Origin of the sequence: Clostridium ihumii AP5 (genome assembly GCF_000612845.1) — a bacterium.
Classification (GTDB): Bacteria; Bacillota; Clostridia; order Clostridiales; family Clostridiaceae; genus Clostridium_J; species Clostridium_J ihumii.
In genome coordinates this window covers 14478-30033 of the sequence record NZ_CCAT010000086.1, presented here as the reverse complement: position 1 = coordinate 30033, position 15556 = coordinate 14478, and the positions used below count along the sequence as shown (strand labels likewise).

The 15556-nt window shown below is 27.4% G+C and carries 16 protein-coding genes; 14 read left to right on the top strand and 2 right to left on the bottom strand.

The genetic code is table 11. The annotated features are described in order from the left end of the window. Positions 1 to 48: 48 nt before the first annotated feature. From rsmB to BN346_RS19175, 8 genes are all read left to right on the top strand, one after another. Positions 49 to 1377 carry a 16S rRNA (cytosine(967)-C(5))-methyltransferase RsmB gene (rsmB, locus tag BN346_RS19210; RefSeq protein ID WP_040330721.1) on the top strand — a complete coding sequence of 443 codons (1329 nt, stop codon included), beginning with the start codon at positions 49 to 51 and terminating at the stop codon, positions 1375 to 1377. A gap of 8 nt (positions 1378 to 1385) precedes the next feature. After that, complete coding sequence (gene rlmN, locus BN346_RS19205) at positions 1386 to 2420, top strand: dual-specificity RNA methyltransferase RlmN (protein ID WP_040330764.1); 1035 nt, start codon at positions 1386 to 1388, stop codon at positions 2418 to 2420. Positions 2421 to 2422: 2 nt separating this feature from the next. Next, positions 2423 to 3169, top strand: a complete 747-nt coding sequence (locus BN346_RS19200; protein ID WP_040330720.1) for a Stp1/IreP family PP2C-type Ser/Thr phosphatase — start codon at positions 2423 to 2425, stop codon at positions 3167 to 3169. Then, positions 3144 to 5153, top strand: a complete 2010-nt coding sequence (pknB, locus tag BN346_RS19195; protein WP_040330718.1) for a Stk1 family PASTA domain-containing Ser/Thr kinase — start codon at positions 3144 to 3146, stop codon at positions 5151 to 5153. Before BN346_RS19200 ends, pknB begins: the two co-directional genes overlap by 26 nt. Before the next feature lie 12 nt (positions 5154 to 5165). After that, the gene (rsgA, locus tag BN346_RS19190) at positions 5166 to 6032 is read left to right on the top strand and encodes a ribosome small subunit-dependent GTPase A (protein ID WP_040330717.1); all 867 of its coding nucleotides are present in this window, start codon (positions 5166 to 5168) and stop codon (positions 6030 to 6032) included. Then, a complete protein-coding gene (rpe, locus tag BN346_RS19185; protein ID WP_040330716.1) occupies positions 6029 to 6679 on the top strand; it encodes a ribulose-phosphate 3-epimerase in 651 nt (216 codons plus the stop codon). The genes rsgA and rpe overlap by 4 nt, the downstream gene beginning before the upstream one ends. A 1-nt stretch (position 6680) precedes the next feature. Next, on the top strand, positions 6681 to 7313 hold the full coding sequence (locus BN346_RS19180) for a thiamine diphosphokinase (RefSeq protein WP_040330714.1): 633 nt from the start codon (positions 6681 to 6683) through the stop codon (positions 7311 to 7313). A gap of 92 nt (positions 7314 to 7405) precedes the next feature. Further along, positions 7406 to 7591, top strand: coding sequence for a hypothetical protein (locus BN346_RS19175; RefSeq protein ID WP_040330713.1), 186 nt, complete (start codon positions 7406 to 7408; stop codon positions 7589 to 7591). A gap of 226 nt (positions 7592 to 7817) precedes the next feature. Here BN346_RS19175 and rpmB read toward each other — a convergent pair whose 3' ends face one another. Next, entirely contained in the window at positions 7818 to 8009 is a 192-nt protein-coding gene (gene rpmB, locus BN346_RS19170; protein ID WP_040330712.1) for a 50S ribosomal protein L28, read from the bottom strand. A gap of 412 nt (positions 8010 to 8421) precedes the next feature. On the opposite strand from rpmB, the gene BN346_RS19165 reads away from it, so the two are divergent. The 6 genes from BN346_RS19165 to BN346_RS19140 all read left to right on the top strand — a co-directional run bounded on the left by BN346_RS19165 (position 8422) and on the right by BN346_RS19140 (position 14323). Next, a complete protein-coding gene (locus BN346_RS19165; protein WP_040330711.1) occupies positions 8422 to 8772 on the top strand; it encodes an Asp23/Gls24 family envelope stress response protein in 351 nt (116 codons plus the stop codon). A 12-nt stretch (positions 8773 to 8784) separates the two neighbouring features. Then, positions 8785 to 10437 carry a DAK2 domain-containing protein gene (locus BN346_RS19160; protein ID WP_040330710.1) on the top strand — a complete coding sequence of 551 codons (1653 nt, stop codon included), beginning with the start codon at positions 8785 to 8787 and terminating at the stop codon, positions 10435 to 10437. A gap of 49 nt (positions 10438 to 10486) precedes the next feature. Beyond that, positions 10487 to 12520 carry an ATP-dependent DNA helicase RecG gene (recG, locus tag BN346_RS19155; RefSeq protein WP_040330709.1) on the top strand — a complete coding sequence of 678 codons (2034 nt, stop codon included), beginning with the start codon at positions 10487 to 10489 and terminating at the stop codon, positions 12518 to 12520. A 26-nt stretch (positions 12521 to 12546) separates the two neighbouring features. Next, on the top strand, positions 12547 to 13104 hold the full coding sequence (rsmD, locus tag BN346_RS19150) for a 16S rRNA (guanine(966)-N(2))-methyltransferase RsmD (RefSeq protein WP_040330707.1): 558 nt from the start codon (positions 12547 to 12549) through the stop codon (positions 13102 to 13104). 3 nt (positions 13105 to 13107) lie between these two features. Continuing rightward, entirely contained in the window at positions 13108 to 13611 is a 504-nt protein-coding gene (gene coaD / locus BN346_RS19145) for a pantetheine-phosphate adenylyltransferase (protein ID WP_040330706.1), read from the top strand. Between the two features lie 145 nt (positions 13612 to 13756). Continuing rightward, positions 13757 to 14323: a hypothetical protein gene (locus BN346_RS19140; RefSeq protein WP_040330705.1), complete on the top strand. Its 567-nt coding sequence runs from the start codon at positions 13757 to 13759 to the stop codon at positions 14321 to 14323. Here the strand turns inward: BN346_RS19140 and ylbJ are convergent. Further along, positions 14306 to 15397, bottom strand: a complete 1092-nt coding sequence (gene ylbJ / locus BN346_RS19135) for a sporulation integral membrane protein YlbJ (RefSeq protein ID WP_423219661.1) — start codon at positions 15395 to 15397, stop codon at positions 14306 to 14308. The genes BN346_RS19140 and ylbJ overlap by 18 nt on opposite strands. Positions 15398 to 15556 lie beyond the last annotated feature (159 nt).

Below are 15556 nucleotides of genomic sequence, written 5' to 3'. Positions count from 1 at the left end.
AGTTTGAAATCATATATAAATAGTTATTTTAAAGATAGAGGTAAAAGAATGAATAATGCAAGAAAAATAGCGGTAGATGTTTTAATACAAGTATTTAAAAATAAGGCATATTCAAATATTGTTTTAGGAATAGAATTAAATAAAAGTAAATTAAGTGATGTGGATAAGGGATTAACAACTGAAATTGTTTATGGAACTATAAAATATAAATATACAATTGATAAAATTATAGAGAGTTTTACACAAAAAAACTTTAAAAAGTTAGATGATTTTGTATTAAATATTTTAAGGATATCTGTGTATCAAATAAAATATTTAGATAAAATACCAGATTTTGCGGTAGTTAACGAAGCTGTTAATCTTACTAAAAAAAATGCATCAGTAGGAGCATCAAAGCTTGTTAATGGCGTTTTGAGAAATTATTTAAGAAACTTAGATAAAGAATATTGTGAAGATGATAAGTTAGAAAAAATGAGCTTTGAATATTCTTTCCCTAAATGGATGATAAATCATTTTATTACTCAATATGGAGATGAAAACACTATAAAGATTCTAAGTGGATTAAATGAAAGACCGGCATTAACTGTTAGAGTTAATGAATTAAAGTCAAATTATGAAGATGTTTTTGAAAGATTGAAAGATAATGGTTATGAAATTCAAGATGGATTTGTAGCACCAGAGGCAATAAGAATTGTAAATGGTAGAAGTGTTGAAGTAAATGAAGTTTTCAAAAATGGATATGTAACAGTTCAAGATGAAAGTGCTATGCTTGTAGCACCTTCTATGGAATTAAAAGATAATGATGTAGTTTTAGATTTATGTAGTGCACCAGGAGGAAAGACAACTCATATTTCAGAAATACTTAATAATACAGGAAAAGTTTTAGCTTTTGATATACATGAAAATAAATTATCTTTAATTATGGATAATGCTAAAAGATTAGGTATAGAAAATATAAAATGTGATGTTTTAGATGCAACAGTATACAAAGAAGAATTAAAAGAATTTGCTGATGCAGTTCTTATAGATGTGCCGTGTTCAGGGCTTGGTATAATAAGAAAAAAACCAGAGATAAAATATAGCAAAACAAAAAAAGAATTAATTAGCATAAATAAAATACAGAAAGAAATTATGAAAAATGCATCTAAGTATGTAAAAAAAGATGGAATTATATTATACTCTACTTGTACTTTAAATAAAGATGAAAATGAAAGTAATATAAATTGGTTTTTGAATAATAATCCTGATTTTAAATTAGAACCATTATTTTTCGGAAATGCAGAAAATCTTGTGTATGACAAAAGTGGATGTGTAACTATACTTCCAAATCAATATATGGATGGATTTTTCATAGCAAAAATAAGAAGAATAGGATAGGTGCAATTATGAAAAATATATTGGACTTAAACTTAAATGAACTAAAAGTTTGGATGAAAGAAAATGGAGAAAGTGAGTTTAGAGCAAAGCAAGTATTTACATGGTTATATAAAAATACATATGATTTTGATAATATGAAAAATATATCAAAATCCACTATTTCTAAACTAAAGAATAATTTTTCAATAGAGCTTCCAAAAATATTAGAAACATATAAGTCTATAGATGGAAATACAAGAAAACATTTGTTAAAATTAAAAGATAATAATTTAATAGAAACGGTAGTTATGCAATATCATCATGGAAATTCAATATGTGTATCTACTCAAGTAGGATGTAGAATGGGATGTAAATTTTGTGCTTCAACTTTAGATGGTGTTGTAAGAAACTTAACAGCAGGAGAAATTTTAGGGCAAATTATAATCGCTCAAGAAGAACTGGGAGAAAGAATATCTAATATAGTTCTTATGGGGAGTGGTGAACCATTAGATAATTATGATAATGTTTTAAAGTTTTTGGAACTTGTAAACGCTGAATATGGTTTAAATATAGGCCAAAGACACATAACATTATCAACTTGTGGGATTGTTCCTAAAATTAAAGATTTAGCAGATAAAAATTTACAAATAACACTTGCGATTTCTCTTCATGCGCCTAATGACAATGTTAGAAAGCAAACTATGCCTATAGCTAAAGCATATAATTTTGAAAATTTATTTGAAGCATGTAATTATTATGTTTTAAAAACTAATAGAAGAATAACTTTTGAATATGCATTAGTTAGGGGGTTTAATGATAGTGAAGAAGATGCTATGGAACTTTCAAAGGTATTAAAAGGAATGCTTTGTCATGTAAACCTAATTCCTATAAATGAAATTAAGGAAAGTACTTTAAAAAGGGCAAATTTAGAAGATATAAATAAATTCAAGAATATTTTAAGTAAAAATGGCATAGAAACAACTATAAGGAAAGAAATGGGATTAGATATAAATGCAGCTTGTGGACAACTTAGAAGAAGTTATTTAGAAAAAAAGGAGTTGTAACAATGGGGAGATTAATAGGTATAAAATCTGATGTAGGAAATAAGAGAAGCTTAAATGAAGACTCTGTAATTTATTTTGAAGAAGATAATTTAAGTTTCTTTGGAATTGCTGATGGAATGGGTGGACATAATGCTGGAGAAGTAGCAAGTAAAATGGCTTTAGAGATAGTTGTTGATTATATAAAAAAACATAAAGATGATGAAGGGAATATAGCTTTAAATAAAGCTATAGCACTTGCTAATCATGATATATACAAGAAATCATTGTTAGAAGAAAAATACAATGGAATGGGAACAACTATTACAGCATGTTATGTAAAAGATGATAAGTGTATAATAGCTAATGTTGGAGATAGTAGATGTTATAGTTTTTCTAAAGGTAAATTAGAAAAAATCACTAAGGATCATTCTCTAGTTCAAGAACTTATAGATAATGGAACTATAAGTGAAGAAGAGGCTGTAAATCATCCCAATAAAAATGTTATAACAAGAGCAATAGGAACTAAAATTAATGTAGATGTGGATATTTATGAGTTAAATATCCATGAATTTGAAAAAATAATACTATGTACAGATGGACTTACTAATGAATTAAAAGATGAAGAAATTATATCGATAGTTGAAAATGATAAAAAAGATATTTGTGAAGAACTTATAAGAGTTAGTAAAGAGAGAGGCGGAAGAGATAACATTTCAGTTATCATATTTAAAGGAGAGTGTGGAGATGATTGGAACCATATTAGGAAGTAGATATGAACTGATTGAAAAGATTGGCGAAGGTGGAATGGCTGTAGTCTATAAAGCTAGATGTCGACTTTTGAATAGGTATGTAGCAGTGAAAATCCTTAAAGAACAATATACTTCTAATATTGAGTTTATGGATAAATTTAGAAAAGAAGCAGCAGCTACTGCAAGCTTTTCACATACTAATATTGTAAATATTTATGATGTTGGTGTAGAAGGAAAATATAATTATATAGTTATGGAACTTGTTAATGGAAAAACATTAAAACAAATTATTTGTGAAAAAGGAAGTTTAGAACCATCAGAAGTTATAGATATGGGAATACAAATTGCTAAGGCGTTAGAGTGTGCACATAAAAATGGAATTATTCATAGAGATATAAAGCCACATAACATATTAGTAACAGAAGATGGAATAGCAAAGGTAACAGATTTTGGAATAGCCAAAGCTTCCAATAGTGATACAATAACGCATACTAGTAGAGTTATTGGATCTGCACATTATTTTTCGCCAGAGCAAGCAAAAGGTAAAGTTGTAGATTTTAGAACAGATATATATTCACTAGGAATTGTTCTTTATGAGATGGCAACAGGCAAGGTACCGTTTGATGGAGATAGTCCAGTATCAATAGCATTGAAGCATATACAAGAACCTGTAGTGCCTCCTATAGCTATAAGATATGATATACCATTAAGCCTTAGTAATCTTATATTAAAGGCAATTGAAAAAGAGCCTATTAGAAGATATCAGAGTGCAACGGAAATATATCATGATTTAGAGCAAATAAAAAATAACAATAATTATACTATACATCAAAAAGATAGGGAGACTGAAGAATTTACAAGAATAATGTCCCCAATAAACCCAGAACCTAAAAAAGCTTCAAAAGTGAATTATACATCTAAGAATGAAGAGTATGAAGATGATTATGAAGAAGATGATGATTATGAAGATGATGATGATTTTGAAGAAGTTAAACCTAAAAAGAAAAGTTCAAAAGATGCTAAAAAGAAGCGAAATATAGTAATAGCATCAATAATGGTTTTGGTTGTACTATTAGGAGCATTTGGAATTACAATGTCAATAAAATCTTTTAGTGGTTCAGCAAATGAAAAAAGTAGAAAAGAAGTTAAAATTCCTCAAATAGTAGGTAAAGATAAAGATACTGTTAAAAAAATGTTAGATGAGCTTGGACTTGTTTTAGTTGTAGATAATGAAGAAAAAAGTGATAAGGAAAAAGGAACAATACTTAGAGTTATGCCAAGCGAAGGTACTACTGTAAAGAAAAATTCTGAAGTAAAAGTTACAATTAGTTTGGGAGAAGAAGAACTTTCAGTTCCAGATATAAGAAATTTAGATTCAGCTGAAGCACAAAAACAAATAGCTGCTCTTGGACTAAAAGTAGGAAAAATTGAAAAGGAAAACAATGAAACCTATGGTGAGGGAACTGTAATAAGACAAGATCCACAACCAGGAAGCACAATCAAAAAAGGTGGTACAGTAAATATAGTTATAAGTCAAGGATCTGCTATTGTATATGAAAAAGTTCCAAGTCTTACAAATATGACTATAGATGAAGCAGCAAATGTTTTAAGTGTATCTAATTTACAATTAGGAGAAACTACAGCTGTAATAACAACTGATAAATCTTTGGATGGTAAGATATTTAATCAAAGTGCAGCGGTAGGATCAAAAGTAAAACAACAAACACCGATTAATGTTAATTATTATAAATATCAAGAACCGGAGCCAGAAAAAGTTTCAGTACCAAGATTTGTTGGAAAAACTTTAGGTGAAGCAAAAAGTCTTGCAAGTAGCTTAGGATTAAATATTAATGCTACTGGGGAAGATAAAGATATAGTTGAGTCACAAAGTACATCAGAAGGCGAAAAAGTTGTAAAAGGTGAAACTATATGGGTAACAGTAAAAAAAGCACCAACAGAAGAAGAAAAACCAGTAAAGCCTGAGAATGGAACAAATCAGCAATAATTTGGAGGATGTATGGAAGGAATAATAGTTAAAGGTATAGGTGGACTTTATTACGTAAAATGTGAAGATAAGCTTTATACATGTAAGGCTAGAGGTAAATTTAGACATAATAAATTATCACCAATGATAGGAGATTATGTTAAAATTTCAATAGATGGAGAAGATGGAGTTATAGAAGAAATCTATGATAGAAAGAGTGAATTAATAAGACCAGTAGTTGCTAATGTAACTCAAGCTTTTATAGTTTTTTCTTTTAGACATCCAGATTTGAACAGGGATTTGCTTAGCAAATTCCTGTTATTATGCGAGTATAATAATTTAAAATCTATAATTTGTTTTAATAAAATGGACTTAGAAAACGAAGAAATAGATAAAGTTAGAGAAGAATTAGAATCAGCGGGATATGAGGTTTTATATTTAGAAGCTAAAAATAATGTAGGTTTAGAAAAATTAAAAGATAAAATAAAAGGAAATATAAGTGTTTTTTGTGGACCATCTGGTGTTGGGAAATCAACTATATTAAACAAATTTCTAGGTAGAGAATTTATGGAAACTGGTGAAATAAGTAATAAGCTAAAAAGGGGAAAACATACTACAAGGCATAGTGAACTTGTTGAAGTTGAAGATGGACTTTTAGTAGATACTCCAGGATTTTCATCTTTAGAATTAGATTTTATACCTAAAGACGAATTACAATATTGTTTTAGAGAATTTGATAAATATAGAGATGGTTGCAAATTTAATAATTGTATGCATTATAAAGAACCAAACTGTGCAGTAAAGGAAGCTGTGCAAGATGGGAAAATTCATAGTTCAAGGTATGAATTCTATATAAAAACATTAGAAGAAATTATGAGTTGTAGGGGGAATAAAAAATGATAAAAATATCACCATCAATACTATCAGCAGATTTTGCAAATTTAGGTAGGGATGTAGAAAAATTAGAGCAGTGTGGAGCTGATATGGTTCATATAGATGTAATGGATGGAATGTTTGTTCCAAATATATCTTTTGGATTACCAGTAATTAAAGCAATTAGAAAATATACAACTATTCCATTTGATGTTCATTTAATGATTGAAGAGCCATCAAGATATATTAAAGAGTTTGCAGATGCTGGTGCAGATATAATAACTATACATGCAGAAGCAGATAGACATTTAGATAGAACTATAAATTATATTAAAAGTTTTGGTGTTAAAGCAGCGGTAGCATTGAATCCAGCAACACCAGTAGAAGCTATAAAACATCTAATTCCTAATTTAGATATGGTGCTTATTATGTCAGTTAATCCGGGATTTGGTGGTCAAAAATACATAAATTATAGTGCTGATAAAATAAAAGAAGTAAAAGAACTAAGTGATAAGTTTAATAGAAATTTAATGATTCAAGTAGATGGTGGAGTAAGTAAAGATAATATAGAAGAAATAGTTAAAAGTGGTGCAAATGTTATAGTTGCTGGATCTAGTGTATTTAAAAATGGTGAAATAGAAAAAAATATAAAATCTTTAAAAGAAGGATTTTAATATGAAATATATTATAGTATCAGGAGGAACACCACCAAGCTATAGGCTTTTAAAAAGATATATAGATGATGGATATAATGTTATAGCAGCTGATAGTGGTGCTAATGTATTGTATACAAATAAAATAATTCCTAAATTTCTTATAGGAGATTTTGATTCTATAGATAAAAAAGTTCTTGAATATTTTAAGGGTAAAGTTGACATAGAAAAATATCCACCAGAAAAAGATTATACAGATACAGAATTAGCTCTTTTAAAAGCTATTGATAATGGAGCTACTGAGGTAATGTTTTTAGGCTGTACAGGTAGTAGGATGGATCATGTAATAGGGAATGTGTGTGTGCTTTATAAGGCTATAAATAAGGGCTTAAAAGCATATATAGTTGATGATAACAATAAAATAACTATAATAACGAAACCAAGTAAAATAATGGGTTGTAGAGGCGAAGGATTTTCATTATTTGCATATGATAAAGAAGTAAAAAATCTAAAAATAGAGGGTTCAAAATATAATTTAGATAATTATAATTTAAAAGTTGGTGATAATTTAACCGTATCAAATGAATTTTTAGAAAATGAAGTATATCTAAATTTTAATTCAGGAAGCTTAATTTTAATAAGGGCAGTAGATTAAAATAGACTTAAATTAAGTCTATTTTTTTTGTGTCAATTTGAGATGTAATACATATATTGGTAATATGAAAACATATTTATGGGGGGAGGTAAATGTCTAAAAAAAAATATAATAAAAGCATTACTCCAAAAAATAATAACTTAGAAAAAATTAATAAAAATACTATAACTGCATTAATTATAGGTATACTTTTAGGTCTTATAATACCATTTTGGGGATGGGTAGTTGTAATAATTATAAGTGTAATTTTTATAGGTGCTGAGATAATAAGTAAATAAAAAAATATATATGTATACATGGAGGTGATTATATGAAAATAATGGCAGTTAAACTTCCTAAATTTTTATCTAAAATTGTTAAATTATTTGTTAGAAAAGAAAAATAAACTTTAGTTTAGGCAACAAGCTTCAATGATTATTTGTATACATATAGCTTGAAAACCTATATAAAAAAATATTTGTGAAAAATAAAAATGCAACTTAAATATAAGTTGCATTTTTAGAACTATATAGCACGTTGAACTTTACCTGAACGTAAGCATCTAGTACATACATGGATAGTTTTAGGAGATCCTTTAACTATAGCTTTAACTTTTTTTAAGTTTGGAGCCCATGTTCTTTTTGATTGACGGTGTGAGTGGCTATACTGAGTACCTGCAACAACACCTTTGTTACATATTTCGCATCTTCTTGACAATTCAAACACCTCCTTATAATTCCCAAGATTAATGTTTAAATCAAACACAAGCTATTTTACCATAATACTTATAAGTTATGCAAGTAAAAAAATATAAACAGTTGAAAAATATATAAATATATTTTCAAAATATATATGTAATAAAAGGTAAAATATTGAGATTACAGCTTGTTATAAATAAAACATTATATATAATATTTTAATATGAATAAAAATAAATTAGAAGTAAAAACTAGTAAAAAGCATAAATTTATATTGAAAATGTTATATATAGTATATTTTTTAATTAATATATAGTATAATTATGAAATTAATATATTTATATAAAATTTAGAAGAGAATTAATTTCTTGATATAATTTATTTTATAATATAAAATAAATTTATATGGTGTTATTTAAGGAGGAGTTATTATGAAAGCTAGCATAACTAATCAAATAGGTAACGTTTATTACTCAGAAGAAGTTTTGGCTAACATAGCAGGAGTTTCAACAATGGAATGTTATGGTGTTGTTGGAATGGCATCTAAAAATGCTAAAGATGGATTATGGGAGCTTTTAAAAGGTGAGAACCTTGGAAAAGGTGTAAAAGTTAATACAAAAAATGAATCTTTAAGTATAGAGTTATATATAATAGTTGAATATGGAACAAAAATATCTGTAATTGCTAATAATATAATTCAAAAAGTGAAATACAATGTAGAAAGTTTTACAGGACTTAAAGTTTCACAAGTCATAGTAAATGTTCAAGGTGTTAGAGTCTAGGAGGTACTAAAGTTGGAATACTTAAAAATAAATGGGCAAGATTTTTGCAACATGTTAAGAAATGCGTCCAATAGATTAGAAGAGCAAAAAGAATATGTAAATGCGTTAAATGTTTTTCCAGTTCCAGATGGAGACACAGGAACTAATATGTCTATGACATTTAAAGCTGCTGTAACTGAAGTAGATAGCATGGAAAATGAAGGCGTTGGAGAAATAGCTAAAAAATTAGCAAAAGGTGCTCTTATGGGAGCAAGAGGAAATTCTGGAGTTATTCTTTCTCAAATATTTAGAGGAATAGCTAAAGGTGTTGAAGGTAAGGTTGAAGCAGAAGCGGATGATATAAAAAATAGTATTATAGAAGGTGCTAATTTTGCTTATAAAGCTGTTATGAGACCTACAGAGGGAACAATACTTACAATAATAAGAGCAGCAGCAGAAGGTGCTAAAGAAAGCAGTGAAATAGATTTAGTTAGTCTATTTAAAGAAATATGTGATAATAGTGAGGAAATGTTAAGCAAAACTCCAGATATGTTACCACAATTAAAAAAAGCAAAAGTTGTAGATGCTGGTGGTATGGGATTATTAATCTTATTTAAAGGTATGTATGAAGTTTTAAAAGATAACTTAACAGTAAAACTAAATACTAAAGCTGTTGAAAGTAAAAATGTAGAACAAGTTAATCCGGAAGCTAACATAAATCCAGAAGATATCAAGTTTGGATATTGCACTGAATTTTTAATATTATCAGATAAAGTTGATAGTAAAAATTTTAAAACTTACTTAGAAGAAAATGGAGATTCAATAGTTCTAGTTGGTCTTGATGAATTCTTTAAGGTTCATGTTCATACTAACAATCCAGGAGCAATTTTATCAAAAGCAATGACTTTTGGGGAATTAACTAAGATAAAGATTGAAAATATGAGAGAACAAAATAGAAGTTTAAAAAATGATTCAGATGAAGAAAAAGCTATTGAAAAAATAGAAGAAGAAGTAAAAGAAGAGTTAAAACCATACGGATTTGTTACTGTAGCTAGAGGAGAAGGTATTAAAGATATTTTCAAAGATCTTGGAGTTGACGTTGTAATTGAAGGCGGACAGACAATGAATCCAAGTACTCAAGATATAGTAGAGAGTATAAATAAAGTTAATGCTAAGACAGTATTTGTATTACCAAATAATAAAAATATTATAATGGCAGCAAATCAAGCAGTTGAATTAGTTGAAGATAAAAACGTAGTGGTTATAGGTACTACAACAATTCCACAAGGAATTACAGCAATAACTATGTTTGATAGTGAACAAAGTGCTGAAGAAAATCAAGCTACTATGGAAGATATAATAGGAACTGTTATATCAGGTGAAGTAACTTATGCAGTTAAAGATACAGAACATGATAATAAAGTTATAAAAGAAGGTAACATTCTTGGAATATTAGAAAAAGATATAAAAGAAGTTGGCACAGATGTTTATGAAGTTTGTGAAGACTTAATATCAGATATGGTGAATGAAGATAGTGAAATAATAACATTATTTTACGGAGAAGATTGTGATGAAGAAAAAGTTCAAGAGCTTGTTTCTAAATTAGAAGAAAAATATACTGAGATGGACGTACAATGTTTTAATGGTAAACAGCCATTATATTATTTTATAACAGCTGTAGAATAAAAGCCTTAGGGCTTTTTTCTATTATATAGAAGTATTATGGAGTGTTGGTATGAATATATATGACGATATAGCTTATGTAAAAGGTGTTGGGCCTAAAATGGCTGAAAAGTTAAATAAGTGTGGTATATACTCAATATTAGATTTACTTTTATACTTTCCAAGAGACTATGATATTATTAAAGTAGGAAGCAACTTAGAGACTTTTAATGAGAATGATAAAGTAATATTAGAATGTAGAGTAAAGAGTATAAAACCAGACATAAGAACAAAAACAAATAAGATAATATCTACTGTCATTTTCCAAAGTGATGAAGATATAGTTAGAGGTCAATGGTTTAATCAACCATATGCAAAGAATAGTTTTAGAATAAATGAGACATACATTATTACAGGTAAGATAAATAAATTTAATAAGGAATATAAAATTAGCAATCCTAAAATTTTAAAGAATATAACAAATGATACGAATAAAATACTAGCTAAATATTCATTAAAAGATAATCTTAGTAATAACTTTTTAAATAAAATAATAAGTGAAGTTCTAGCACATGTAAAAATAATTGAAAATTTACCAAGGCATATCATTGATAAGTATAAATTCATGTCATTAGATGATGCGCTTAAAAATATTCATAATCCTAAAAATAGAAGTGATTTAGATGAAGCGAGAAGAAGATTAAAGTTTCAAGAACTTTTTACATATTCTATGAAGATTTTAATGCTAAAAAATAGTAATACAAATTCAACAGGAATACCTTTTAAAATTTCTCCAGAACTTAAGGAATTAAAAGCAAAATTACCATTTGAATTGACTGATGCTCAAAATAGAGTAATAAGAGAAATATTAATAGATGAGAAAAAGCCTATAGTGATGAATAGGCTTGTACAAGGTGATGTTGGAAGTGGAAAAACTATAGTATCGTTAATAACACTTTTTAATATAATTAAAAATGGATATCAGGGAGCATTAATGGCACCAACAGAGATTTTAGCCAAACAACATTACTTAGAAGCAGTTAAACTATTTGATGAGTTTGATATAAAAGTAGGATTATTAACTGGAAGTATTACAGCTAAGAATAAAAAGATTTTAAAAGAGAATGTAAAAGATGGAGAAATTGATTTGCTTATAGGAACGCATGCGATTATAGAAGATGATGTAGAGTTTAAAAAGTTAGGTATGATAGTAACTGATGAGCAACATAGATTTGGTGTAAATCAAAGGAATAAATTAAGTTCTAAGGGGAATAATGTTGATGTTTTAGTTATGAGTGCAACCCCTATACCTAGAACTTTAACATTATATATGTATGGTGATTTAGAGGTATCTATAATAGATAAATTACCACCAGGAAGACAGAAGATAGATACATATTATTTAGATAAAAAAGAGAAGAATAGAGCTTACAACTTTGCTTTAAAACAAATAGAAGAGGGAAGGCAAATTTATATAGTATGCCCTTTAGTTGAAGAAAATGAAGATTTAAAATTAAGTTCTGTAGAAAATTTATATAACGAAATAAAAAAAGACTATTTTAAAAATATAGAAGTTGCAATTCTACATGGTAAAATGCCAAATAAAGAAAAAAATGATATAATGGAAGAGTTTAAAAAAGGTAATATAAAGGTGTTAATATCTACTACAGTTATAGAAGTGGGTGTAAATGTCCCAAATGCAAGTGTTATGATAATAGAAAATGCAGAAAGATTTGGACTTTCACAGTTACACCAATTAAGAGGAAGAGTTGGAAGAGGTAAATATAAATCCTACTGTATTTTATTACCTGAAATTAAAAGTGAAACAACTAAAAAAAGAATGGAAACTATGAAAAATAGTAATGATGGCTTTTTTATAGCAGAGGAAGATTTGAGGATTAGAGGAGGAGGAGAAGTTTTCGGATATAAACAATCTGGTGAAAATGGGCTTCTGCTCGCTGATTTAGTAGAAGATTTTAAGATTTTTTCTTTTGCTAATAGAGAAGCTAAGGAAATTATGAATAACAATTCAGAAGAAAGTTTAAGAATAAAAAATGAAATAGCAGAAAAATTGGAAAAGAGTTCAAAATATATTTGCTTTAATTAAACAGTAAAAACTTAAGGAGGAACAATATGAGAGTAATTGGAGGAATTGCAAGAGGAAGAAAATTATTGCCACCAGAAGGTATGGGAACTAGACCAACTTTAGATAGAGTTAAGGAAGCAATGTTTAATATAATACAAAATAAAACTCCTGAAGCAATAACATTAGATATGTTTTCAGGAACAGGAAGTTTAGGTATAGAAGCAGCAAGTAGGGGAGCTGAAAAGAGTTATTTAATAGAAATGGGAGATAGAAGTTATACTCTACTTAAACAAAATATAGAAAATTTAAAGCTTAAGGATGTATGCGTTCCAATAAAAGGAGATTCTTATAAATATATTGAAGAATTTCACAAAAAAGGTGTTGAATTTGATATTATATTTATAGACCCACCATATTCCAAAGAAATGATACCTCCTGCAATTGATTTGATTTCAAAAAATAAAGTATTAAAAAAAGATGGATTAATTGTTACAAAAATAGATGCAGGAGAGGAAATTTACGAGGGTAATGATGAGGTTATTTTAATTAATCATAGAAAATATGGAAATACAATAGTTTGTTTTTATGAGTATAAGGAGATTTAGAGAATGAAAAAAGCGGTATACCCAGGGAGTTTTGATCCTATTACAAAAGGACATTTAGATATAATAAAGAGAGCTTCAAGTATATTTGATGAGGTTATAGTAGCAGTGCTTATAAATCCTGATAAAAAGGGATGGTTTAGTATTGATGAGAGAGTATCGCAAATAGAAAAAGTTACTAAAAACATTAAAAATGTAAAAGTAAAAAACTTTACTGGCCTTCTTGTTGATTTTATGGAAGAAGAAGATGTAGACGTAATAGTAAAAGGTTTAAGATCTATGTCTGATTTTGATTATGAATTTCAAATGGCACTAATGAATAAGAAGTTAAATAGAGATAAGGAGACATTTTTTATGATTACAAATGCAAAGTATTCATATTTAAGTTCTTCTTCAATAAAACAAGTTGCATTATTTGGAGGATGTCTTGAAGATTTAGTTCCAGAAGAAACGCAAGAAGAAGTTAAGGCTAGAGCTAAGGTGTATTCAAAAAATAACAAACCAACGTAATGATTAATTTTGTGTAATGAATTATTTGCAGAAATATTGAATAGATCAAACTATTTATATGAACTTTTGAATGTACTCAAATTTATTTTGTGAAATTGGTTATCTATTTTTTCTATATACTAAAACTAAAAGGAGGGATTAGTTTATGGATAGAAAAGTCAACAATATATTAGAATTAATAGACTATCTAGAAAAAACAGCAAAGACATCAAGTAATTTATTAGGAAAAGTAAGTATAAACAAAAATGAATTATTAAAAATAACTGCAGAAATAAAAGAAAATTTGCCTCAAGAATTTGAAGAAGCAAAAATGATTGTAGAAAAAAGAGAAGAAATATTTTTAGCAGCTAGAAAAGAAGCAGAAGAGATGAAAAAGGAAGCATCTATAATAATACAAAAGCAATTTGAAAATGCTGATATATTGAAAAAAGCAGAACTTAGAGCAAATGAAGTTTTAAATGAAGCAAATATGGAAGCAAGAAAAATAAAAGCAGAAGCAAATCAGTTTTCAAAGGAATTAAAATCAGGTACTGTTGATTATGTAGATGAAATACTTACAAGATTACAAAGAGAAATAGATTTAAAGAGTGAGTCAATGATTTTAAAAGTAAACAAAGAAGTGGATATGACACTTAGAAGTATATATGAAGATTTTCAAGGTACAACATCCACTATAATAGATAATATTAAAGAACTAGGAGAGTTTAGATAACTTCCTTTTAAGTGAAATTATAAATGGCAAAATAATTATAAGAATAGTAATAATATAAAGGTGAGAAGCAGTAGTGTTATAGTTGATGCTAGGTGAAAAAGTCTCTAAAGAAGAGAAATTTAAGATGGACACATTACATAAAATTGCTGTAATAACACTGCTTATTATACCTTGGATGGTTTTTAAAAATAGATATTTTTTCATATTTATTTTAAATTTATATATCATTGAATAAACTTGAGAGGTTATAGAAATGCCGCTAAATCCAATTAAAAAACTTAGTATTATTAATTTAATACTAGTAGAAAGATTACTTGTGCATATAATACTACAACCATTAGTTAATTCAATCATACCTAAAGATAATCCTTTTATAATTTCGCTTGGTATATTGAAAAAATTAGAAATGTTTTCTGTGGCAATGCTAAATAGAGCATTGTCTTTTATTATGTTTATAAATACAGAAAAAATAATTATAAAGCCTCCGATAGAAAGTACTGTTTTTATGGAGTCTTCTATGGCATTCTTAAAAGATAAACCTAAATTAATATTACTTTTGGATTGATTAGAGTTAACGTATGGCTTATAATCTTTTAATCTGAATTTATTTGGTAATATAAGGCCCATTACTATACAAGATAAACAATTAGAAAGTAAAAGTATATATCCTAGTTTAGAGTTAGAAAGCATTGAAGTTCCAACTGCACCAATTATAAATAAAGGACTACCATTAGATGCTATATTTAGTAATCTCTCATAAGTTTTAAAATTAATTAAATTTTTTTCATGAAGGTCAGAAGAATATTTAGCACCAAGTGGATAACCACAAAATAAACTTATTATAATGGCTAAACTGCAAGTTTTAGGTAGACCTAAAGGTTTGCAAATTACGTTACCAAACAACTTAGAATAAACGTTAATACCACCACAAGATATAATTATATTTATTAAAATTAAGAATGGAAAAAGTGATGGAAAAACTGAATAGAAAAAAAGTTTAGTGCCAGAAATAGTGTAATTTATACAATCTTTTGGGTTTACAATTATGTATATAATTATAAAAGTGCAAAGCATGGTTATAAGTAGATTAGACCCATGTTTTTTTATTGTTATATACATACATAATATAAAACATAATAGAAGAAAAAAAGAAAAAATATTCAATAGTAATCACCACCTTAATACTTGTACATATTAAAAATATATTTAAATTAGGTTCTGAATATGATTTAT